The sequence below is a fragment of the Streptomyces sp. CB01881 genome (assembly GCF_002953255.1).
GTDB lineage: Bacteria > Actinomycetota > Actinomycetes > Streptomycetales > Streptomycetaceae > Kitasatospora.
The window spans coordinates 2,258,959-2,268,128 of record NZ_CP026498.1 but is presented as its reverse complement, the minus strand read 5'-3'; the positions used below and the strand labels follow the sequence as shown (position 1 = coordinate 2,268,128).

General features: G+C 72.1%; 5 protein-coding genes. 4 read left to right on the top strand and 1 reads right to left on the bottom strand.

The features are described 5' to 3' along the window. Positions 1–404: 404 nt before the first annotated feature. Positions 405–1,841: a glyceraldehyde-3-phosphate dehydrogenase gene (locus C2142_RS09865; RefSeq protein ID WP_148642043.1), complete on the top strand. Its 1,437-nt coding sequence runs from the start codon at positions 405–407 to the stop codon at positions 1,839–1,841. Between the two features lie 168 nt (positions 1,842–2,009). Here C2142_RS09865 and C2142_RS09860 read toward each other — a convergent pair whose 3' ends face one another. After that, positions 2,010–5,216, bottom strand: a complete 3,207-nt coding sequence (locus C2142_RS09860) for an AAA family ATPase (protein WP_241002479.1) — start codon at positions 5,214–5,216, stop codon at positions 2,010–2,012. A gap of 220 nt (positions 5,217–5,436) precedes the next feature. Here C2142_RS09860 and C2142_RS09855 point away from each other — a divergent pair, with 220 nt between their 5' ends. The 3 genes from C2142_RS09855 (at position 5,437) to C2142_RS09845 (ending at position 8,954) form a co-directional block, all read left to right on the top strand. Next, on the top strand, positions 5,437–7,101 hold the full coding sequence (locus C2142_RS09855; protein WP_162002434.1) for a peptide-N4-asparagine amidase: 1,665 nt from the start codon (positions 5,437–5,439) through the stop codon (positions 7,099–7,101). A 171-nt stretch (positions 7,102–7,272) separates the two neighbouring features. Then, positions 7,273–8,001 carry a DUF5995 family protein gene (locus C2142_RS09850; RefSeq protein WP_148642041.1) on the top strand — a complete coding sequence of 243 codons (729 nt, stop codon included), beginning with the start codon at positions 7,273–7,275 and terminating at the stop codon, positions 7,999–8,001. A gap of 224 nt (positions 8,002–8,225) precedes the next feature. Further along, positions 8,226–8,954, top strand: a complete 729-nt coding sequence (locus C2142_RS09845) for a flavodoxin family protein (RefSeq protein WP_148642040.1) — start codon at positions 8,226–8,228, stop codon at positions 8,952–8,954. The last annotated feature ends 216 nt before the right edge of the window (positions 8,955–9,170 follow it).

Here is a 9,170-nt window from a genome sequence, read left to right as displayed (position 1 = left end):
TTCCGAACCCGGAAGCTAAGCCTCACAGCGCCGATGGTACTGCAGGGGGGACCCTGTGGGAGAGTAGGACGCCGCCGAACAATCATTCACAGAGAACCCCCGATCCATCACGGATCGGGGGTTCTTTGCGTTTCCCGGAACCGGGACCGGGACCGGGACCGGGACCGGGGCCGGGGCCGGCCGGCCCCGGATCGGGACCCGTCGAGGGCCGAGGGTGGTGAAGTTCACGTTCGCGCCCCGGAGGCCGGCCGCTCAGGCCCGTTTTCCGGGCTCGACAAGGGGCGGTTCCGGGCCGAAAAGGGCCGTCGGGTGGGGGAAGCCCCTTGTCGGAGGGGGTCCGCGTGAATGATCAACGCGGCCGAAAGCTAGGATGGGATTACCCTCCTAGCTCGAAAGATGGACTTGTGACTGTCAACGACGACGTGTTCACGGACTGGAAGAACCGCGAGGAGATCGCGGAGTCGATGATCCCGGTCATCGGCCGACTGCATCGGGAGCGGGACGTCACTGTCCTGTTGCACAGCCGCTCCCTGGTGAACAAGTCGGTGGTGAGCATCCTCAAGACCCACCGGTTTGCTCGCCAGATCGCCGGCGAGGAGCTCTCGGTCACCGAGACCCTGCCGTTCCTTCAGGCGCTCACCACGCTCGACCTCGGTCCTTCGCAGATCGACATCGGCATGCTCGCCGAGACCTACCGGGCCGATGACCACGGCCTGTCGGTGGAGGAGTTCACCGCGCAGGCGGTGGCCGGTGCGACCGGTGACAACAAGATCGAGCGCCGTGACTCGCGCGACGTCGTCCTCTACGGGTTCGGCCGCATCGGCCGCCTGGTGGCCCGGCTGCTGATCGAGAAGTCCGGTGGCCTGCGCCTGCGCGCCATCGTCGTCCGCCAGGGCGGCGACCAGGACATCGTGAAGCGTGCCTCGCTGCTGCGTCGCGACTCCATCCACGGCCAGTTCCAGGGCACGATCACCGTTGACGAGGCGAACAGCACGATCATCGCCAACGGCAACGCGATCAAGGTGATCTACGCCAACGACCCCTCCGAGGTCGACTACACGGCGTACGGCATCAAGGACGCCATCCTCATCGACAACACCGGCAAGTGGCGTGACCGCGAGGGCCTCGCGAAGCACCTGCGGCCGGGTATCGAGAAGGTCGTGCTGACCGCGCCGGGCAAGGGCGACGTCCCGAACATCGTGCACGGCGTCAACCACGACACGATCAAGCCGGACGAGCAGATCCTGTCCTGCGCGTCCTGCACCACCAACGCGATCGTTCCGCCGCTGAAGGCGATGGACGACAAGTACGGCGTGCTGCGTGGTCACGTGGAGACCGTCCACTCGTTCACGAACGACCAGAACCTGCTGGACAACTACCACAAGTCGGACCGTCGTGGCCGTTCGGCACCGCTGAACATGGTCATCACCGAGACCGGCGCCGCCTCGGCCGTCGCCAAGGCCCTGCCCGAGCTGAAGGCGAAGATCACCGGCAGCTCGATCCGCGTGCCGGTCCCGGACGTCTCGATCGCGATCCTCAACCTGCAGCTCGCGCAGGAGGCCGACCGCGAGGAGGTCCTCGAGTACCTCCGTGACGTCTCGCTGACCTCGCCGCTGCGGCGCCAGATCGACTTCACCACCGCCCCCGACGCGGTGTCCAGCGACTTCATCGGCTCGCGGCACGCCTCGATCGTCGACGCCGGCGCGACCAAGGTCGAGGGCGACAACGCCATCCTCTACCTGTGGTACGACAACGAGTTCGGCTACTCCTGCCAGGTCATCCGGGTCGTCCAGCACGTCTCCGGCGTCGAGTACCCGACGTACCCGGCCCCGGCGGTCTGATCCGTCACGTCCGTCACGTCCGTCACGTCCGTCGGGTCCGTCAGGATCTGACCGTGGGACCCGCACGAAGGGTGGGGCGGCAACGGGTTCTCTCCGGTTGCCGCCCCACCCTTTTTTCGTTACCGGTGCGTGCGGACGGGCCCGCCCGCGGACCGCGCCCCGCGGGGTTCAGGCATCGTCGGCGGCGCCCATCAACTCGGGGCTGCCCGGGCCCTGCCATCCGGTGGGGGAGTGCCACATGACGGCGACGTCCAGGACGCGCTGGACGAGTCCGGGGATCCACGGCTCGTCCGGTGCCTCGGGCAGGACCACACAGAGCCGCCCGGGTGCGTCGGGCATGACCAGGGCGATCTCCCGCAGGCGTACGGCGCCGGCCCGGACGGCGTGGTACGAGGTCTGGCCGGCCGGAAGGACCTCGTAGACGACCGGCCCCCGTGCGCCGGGCCGGATGACATCGGCGATCGGCGAGTCGTCCGGCCGGTGGCCGGCGAAGAGAAGCGAACTCTTGAGCTGATGACGGACCGCCTCGTGCTTGAGGCACGTCCGGTCCCGGTCGGCCAGGGCCCGGAGCTCGGCCGTGAGCAGGGCGTCCGGTGACGGCCCGCCGAGTGCCGCCGGCTCCTCGTCGGTCAGCGTTCCCGGGGCGGCGTCCGCCGCCACGACGTAGACGTCGGAGTGCCGCCGGACGACCCGGACGTCCAGTTCCTGCCCGGGTTCGGGCGTCGGGTCGTCCTGCCGGAGCTCCAGGACGTACCGCCGCTGCCGGTCCGTCGCCACGGGGGTGACCCGCCAGTGCTGCCGGTCGCCGTGGGCGAGGGCGCGGACCCTCAGCCCCGTACCCGGTTCGAGCTCGTCCGCCTCGGGCAGGCCGAGGGTGGCGTGGATCTCCGCGTCCAGGGGGGTGTGCCGGCGGACGGACACGACCGACCGGCCGTCCGGTGAGAGCGTCCAGGTGAGCGAGGTGCCGCGGACCAGCAGTGCGTCGCGGGGGGAGATCTCGACGTGGCCCTTGGCCAGGTCCGCGGCGAGGGAGCGCCGGAGCCGGGAGGGGAATCCCGGACTCGCCGGACCCGGCTGCTCGGGCGTGAGACCGGCGAACCCGGTGCCCGCTTCGGCGCTCACCTCGATCTCGTCGGCGGCCAGGGAACGCACGGCATCCACGGTGCCGGGGCCGGGGCGCCGGTCGGCGTCGGCGTCGGCGTCGGCGTCGGCGTCGGCGTCGGCCGGGGGCGTCGCGTCGGCGGCGGGCAGCAGGACCGCCGGCAGCGGTGAGGCGTGCAGGACCGTCAGCGTCTGGGTGCTCCGGGTCAGCGCCACGTACAGCTGGCGCGCGCCCTCGGGGCCGCGGGCGGTGATCGTGGCCGGCTCCAGGACCAGAACGTGGTCGAACTCCATGCCCTTCGCCTCGCCGGCGGTCAGGACGGTCACCGCCTCCCGCACCTCATCGGTCATCTCCTCCGCGGAGCCGACCAGCAGCTGGACCTGCGCGAGCCAGTCCGAGTCGTCGGGGACGACCAGGGCGATCGAGCGCTGGGTACGGCCGTCGGATCCGGCGAGCCGTGCCGCGTGCCCGACCGCCTCGGCCAGCAGCTGCCAGGGAGTGGTCTCCACGATGCGAACGGCCTCCCCGTCCGCCTCCTTGACGGCGACGGGGAACGGAACGGACGGGGCCACCTCGCGGGCCAGGGGGGCGACGAACTCCATGATCTGGGCCGGTACCCGGTAGCTGGTGGTGAGCTGTTCGAGGTGCCAGCCGCCCTCGCCCGCCAGGATCCGGGCGATCCTCTCCCAGTCCCCGTAGCCGTGCGGGCCGGTGGCCTGGGCGAGGTCGCCGAGGACGGTCATCGACCCCTTCGGGTTGCGCCGCCGCAGTGATCTGGCCTGCATGGGGGTGAGGTCCTGGGCCTCGTCCACGACGATGTGGGGGTAGCGCTGCGGGGTCTCGCCCGAGATGAGGGAGCGCAGTTCCTCCAGGCACACCAGGTCGTCGAGCGTCCAGGGTTCGTCCTCGGCGCGCTCGGCGGCCGGGCGCCGCAACAGCTCCTGCTCCTGTGCGTCGAGCACCCCGGAGGCGCACTCGGCCAGCCTGGCGGGCGAGTTCAGCAGGCTTCGCAACGCCTCCTCGGGGCTGAGCGGCGGCCAGGCCCGTTCGACGAGTGCGGACACCTGGCGGTGGCGCTCGACGTCCCGCCGGACGGCCTGGTCGAGGGCCCGCTGGGGGAACCCCTGCTGCAGCGCGGCCAGCAGGCGGTCCACCAGCAGGTCGCGGAAGCGGTCGCGGCGTGCCCGGTAGTGCCCCGTGCCGTCGCGGGCGTCGTCGAAGGCGCGGAGGACCTCGGAAGCCGGTACCCGCAGCGGCGCGCTGCCCAGGACGACGGTGAGCACCGGCTCCTCCCGGCCGTCCTCGGCAGGGGTCACGGCGGCCTCGACGGCGGTCCGCCGGCAGTTGCCCTCCACCCTTCGGCGCAGTACCTCCGCCATGCGCTCGTCGGACTTGACCCTGCGGACGGACGCGTCGTCCTGGGCCCGTACGCTGCCGGGCCAGAGCAGGGGGAGCTCGACCGCGGTGACGTTGCGCGTGCCCAGGGTCGGGAGGACCCTGCCGACGTATTCGAGGAACCGCCGGTGCGGGCCGACGACCAGGATGTCCTCGGCCCGGAAGCGCCTGTTGTCGACGAGCCAGGTGACCCGGTGCAGCCCGACGGCGGACTTCCCGGTCCCGGGGCCGCCCTGGACGACCAGGACATCGGTGGACGGGCCGGCCACCAGGGCCATCTGATCGGGCTGGATGGTTTCGACGATGTCGCGCATGCGGGTGCGCCGGGAGCGGTCGAGGTCCCTGAGGAGGAGGTCGTCCACGACGGACCGGGGGGTGCTCGCGGTGCGGTCCGCACCCTCGGGGGCCGGGACGCCGACTTCGGTCCCGGTGGCGGCCGACGGCGCGATGTCGTCGCGGTAGTCCGTGACTGTCCGTCCGTCGCAGTCCAGACGGCGCCGCAGTCGCACCTCACCGGGGGTGTCGGGGGTGGCCAGGCGCCAGGCGGTGGCGAGTGCGTTGGTCCAGGAGATGACCACGGTGTCGCTGGTCTCGGGGTCGTGGACCGTCCGCCGCCCGAGGTAGAAGACCTCCGGTCCGGCCGCTCCGTCCGGCTGGGCGTCCACGCGCATCGTGACGAGGTTCTCGTCGTCGAGGCGGAAGACGTCCGCCCGGGCCCGGGACTCGGCCCGGGCGGCGATGCCGTCCTTGCCGCTGGCCGCCGCAGCGGCCGACGCCCCGTCCGCGAGTTCGGCGAGCTTCGCCTCATAGCAGGCGTACGCCCGGTCGACGGCCCGTTGTTCGGCGGCGATGACGGCCACCCTCGATGTCGTGCCCACGTGCTTCCCCTCCCGCGTGCCGCGCAGCGCCGACCCGCGCCCGCGCCCGCAACCGCCACATGCCTACCAGAGCGTGCACGCACCGTGGATGCGGAAGGTTGCATTCGTTGCCGAAATGCCATGCCGGAGCCGGGGTCCGGCGGGCACGAGTATTGACGGTGGCATGCCACTGTCGGGAGGATGCCGGGGTCGTCCGTCCGGGTCGAGGAGAGGGACACCGATGGCTGTTCGTCCGCTGTTTCGCCGAGCAGGCCGCCTGTTGGGGGCGGCCCTGCTCGCCCTCACCGGGGCGCTGGCCGCCGCCGGCCCCGCGCACGCCGACTTCGGCAGCGACTACCACGACCCGCTCAGCGCGGTCAGGCCGCTCACCAGGCCGGACACGCGTTCGTGCACGGTGGAGGTGATGCACGACCAGCCGTTCCGGGACGGGTACGGGAATCCGCCGGACACGCCGTACAACGCCACCGTGGTACCGCCGGCGGGGTGTGCGGGGCCGTGGTCGGCGGTGGTGATGGACCTGCACGGGCAGGTGGCCGGCCGGCAGTTCGACCGGCTGTTCAACGTGCGGGTCGGCGGGGTGCAGGTGCTGCTCTCGTCCACGCCCGAGCCCTCCAAGGACGGCATCGAGTGGGCGGTCGAGCGGGACGTCACCCGGTACGCGCCACTGTTCGCGGGCGGGGCGCAGCCGTTCTCCTTCGACCTGGCCAACGTCACCGACGCCACGTACACGGGGGTGTTCCGGATCTCGGCCAGCCTCACCTTCTACACCACCTCCGCGCGGTGGCCCGCGGCCCGCACCGCCGACCGGGTGCTGACCACCGGGGCGTTCGGGCTCACCCAGGCCGCGCCGACGGCCGGCCGCGAGCTCACCTTCCCGCAGAACCTGGAGCGGCTGACCGCCGAGGTGTACGCACGGGGCGGGGGTGCCTGCGAGGAGTTCGCGTACGCGTCGGCGCCGGACGAGTTCGCCCGCGCCAACCCGGGGACCGGGGTGTGCGGGAAGGGGCCGTTCCGTGAGCTGCGGCTCAGCATCGACGGGCGGACGGCCGGCGCGGTCTGGCCCTACCCGGTGATCTACACCGGCGGATGGGACCCGCTGCTCTGGCGGCCCACGCCCGGGGTCTTCGCCTTCGACCTGCCCGCGTACCGGGTCGACCTCACCCCGTACGTCGGCCTGCTGCTGGACGGCCGCCCGCACTCCGTCGGCATCGCCGTCAACGCGGCCGAGGCCCAGGCCAACGACCTCTGGAGCGGGCAGGTCAACCTGTTCGCCGAGGTGGACCGCGGCGCCGCCCGCACCACCGGGCAGCTCACCGAGTACCGGGTGGCACCGGAGGCGGCGGTCGGGACGGTCCTCACGGACCACGGCGGCGGCAGCGGGGACTGGAACGTGACGGCGGACCGGCACGACCTGGCGCGCGGCTGGGTGCAGACCTCGCACGGGCGCGTCACCACCGAGGTCCGCGACGACCTCGTCTTCGGCTCCGCCCAGCAGCTGCGCGACGGCGGCAACGACCTCACCCTGCACAACCGCACGGACCTGACCCGGACCACCGCCACCTGGGGCGCCGGCCCGCACCGCACCACCACCGTCCACGAGGGCGAACCGCTGGACGTCACCTACAAGGTCACCCGGGACGCGGCCGGCAACAGCGACCAGCGGACGGCCATGGAACTCGGCTACCACCGCGAGGACACCAGTGCTGTCGGCGCCCGGACCACCGGGCGGTCCACCGTCGACCACACCCTGCGCCCGACCGCCCACCGGCACGACGGGGACAGCACCGTGCGCACCGGCGGCTCGGTGGAGGACTACCGCAGCACCGGGCCGGACGGGCCGTACCACCGCAGCATCACCACGGTGGACGGCTGGCCGGTGGGGTAGGCCCGGACCGGAAGGCCTGCCGCCCCCTCCCGGCCGACAGCCGGGAGGGGGCGGTTCGGGTGAACGGGGCCGGTGTGACCGGGACGGTGGCGGGCGCGGCGGTGGCGGCCGGTGTGTATAGGTGGCAGTCGGACCGAACGGCACCACCCAACGCCTCGGAAGGGGACAACCATGACCCAGTCGCGGACCAGGAGCGCACAGAGCGTCGAGGAGGTCGTCGAGCGGATGCGGGCGATCAAGGACCGGCTGGACCCGCGGGACGGCGTCGCCTGCTTCAACCGGATGTACCTGCGGGTCACCGAGCTGGTGGGGGAACGCCTCCAGGCAGGCTACTTCCACGACCAGGCGTTCATCGAGCGCCTGGACGTGGTCTTCGCCAACCTCTACTTCGACGCCGTGGACGCCGCCGAGGCCGGCAGCCCGGTGAACGCGTCCTGGCAGCCGCTGTTCGAGGCGAGGGACAACCGGGTGGTCTGGCCGGTCCAGTTCGCCTTCGCCGGGATGAACGCGCACATCAACCACGACCTCCCGCTCGCCGTGGTGTCGACCTGCATCGAACGCCGCACCACGCCGGACACGCCGCCCGTGCACGCCGACTACCTCAAGGTGAACGAGCTGCTGGCCCAGGTCGAGGCGGAGGTCCGGGCCTCCTTCGAGGTGCAGGTCCTCAGGGCCGCCACCGGGGCCACCGAACCGCTGAAGCACATCGTCGCCAGCTTCTCCATCGCCCGTGCCCGCGACGCCGCCTGGGCCACCACCCAGATCCTCTGGCACCAGCGCAACCTGCGCCCGTTCTACGACGCCACCCTCGCCACCGTCACCGCGGGGGCCGCCCTGGCGGGACGGCTGATCGTGACCCCGGTGCTGCCCCCGGTCGACCGGCCGGACGGCGGCGCCTGACGGTCCGGCCCGACGGACTCCGCCCAACGGGTGCATCCAGCGGGCGCGTCCAGTGGGTCGGTCGGCCCCGTCAGGCGGTCGGCCCAGCCCGGCGGGCGGCGGCGGGGCGGTCCGGTTGGACTGGTGGGCGACCGCTCCGCCACGAGACCCACCGCAAGGCCGGCGACGTGACCCGTCGCAAGGCCCGTTGCGAGGTTCGCAAGACCCGTCGAAAGGCCCCGCCGATGTCCGCTCCGCCGCCCGCCCCGCCCCGCCGCCACGACGACCTGCGCGCCCTGGTGATCAACTGCACGCTCAAGCGCTCACCCGAACGCAGCCACACCCAGGGCCTGATCGACGTCAGCACCGGCATCATGCAGCGCCAGGGCGTCCAGGTCGACGTGCTCCGCGCGGTCGACCACGACATCGCCACCGGCGTCTGGCCGGACATGACCGAGCACGGCTGGGAGACGGACGACTGGCCGGTCCTCTACAGCCAGGTGATGGCCGCCGACGTCCTCGTCCTCGCCGGCCCGGTCTGGCTCGGGGACAACTCCTCCGTGATGAAGAAGGTGATCGAGCGGCTCTACGCCTGCTCGTCGATCCTCAACTCCGAGGGCCAGTACGCCTACTACGGCCGGGTCGGCGGCTGTCTGATCACCGGGAACGAGGACGGTGCCAAGCACTGCGCGATGAACGTGCTCTACAGCCTCCAGCACCTCGGGTACGTGATCCCGCCGCAGGCCGACGCCGGCTGGGTGGGTGAGGCGGGCCCCGGCCCGTCCTACCTGGACCCCGGCTCCGGCGGCCCGGAGAACGACTTCACCAACCGCAACGCCACCTTCATGACGTGGAACCTGCTCCACCTGGCCCGCATGCTCAAGGACGCCGGCGGCATCCCCGCCCACGGCAACCAGCGCTCCGAGTGGGACGCCGGCTGCCGCTTCGACTTCGAGAACCCCGAGCACCGCTGAGCCGGGGTCTGGTTCAGCGGAGGGGCAGGAGGATCCCGTCGATGGGGCGACACTTGCCCGGGTCGTCGACGAGCAGGCGGCGTCCCGGTCCGACATGGACGGACCTCGCCTTCCACGATGACGGCGTGCTGAGCTCGGTGCCAGGAGACGGCTTTCTGACAGTGGCGGAACGGAAGGCGCACGCGAGTGTCGCCGATGACGTAGTCGGTGCAGAGA

Coding starts and splice junctions, on each gene's coding strand:
- C2142_RS09855 (WP_162002434.1), top strand. CDS start 5,437: ATGGCTGTTCGTCCGCTGTTTCGCCGAGCAGGCCGCCTGTTGGGGGCG.
- C2142_RS09845 (WP_148642040.1), top strand. CDS start 8,226: ATGTCCGCTCCGCCGCCCGCCCCGCCCCGCCGCCACGACGACCTGCGC.
- C2142_RS09850 (WP_148642041.1), top strand. CDS start 7,273: ATGACCCAGTCGCGGACCAGGAGCGCACAGAGCGTCGAGGAGGTCGTC.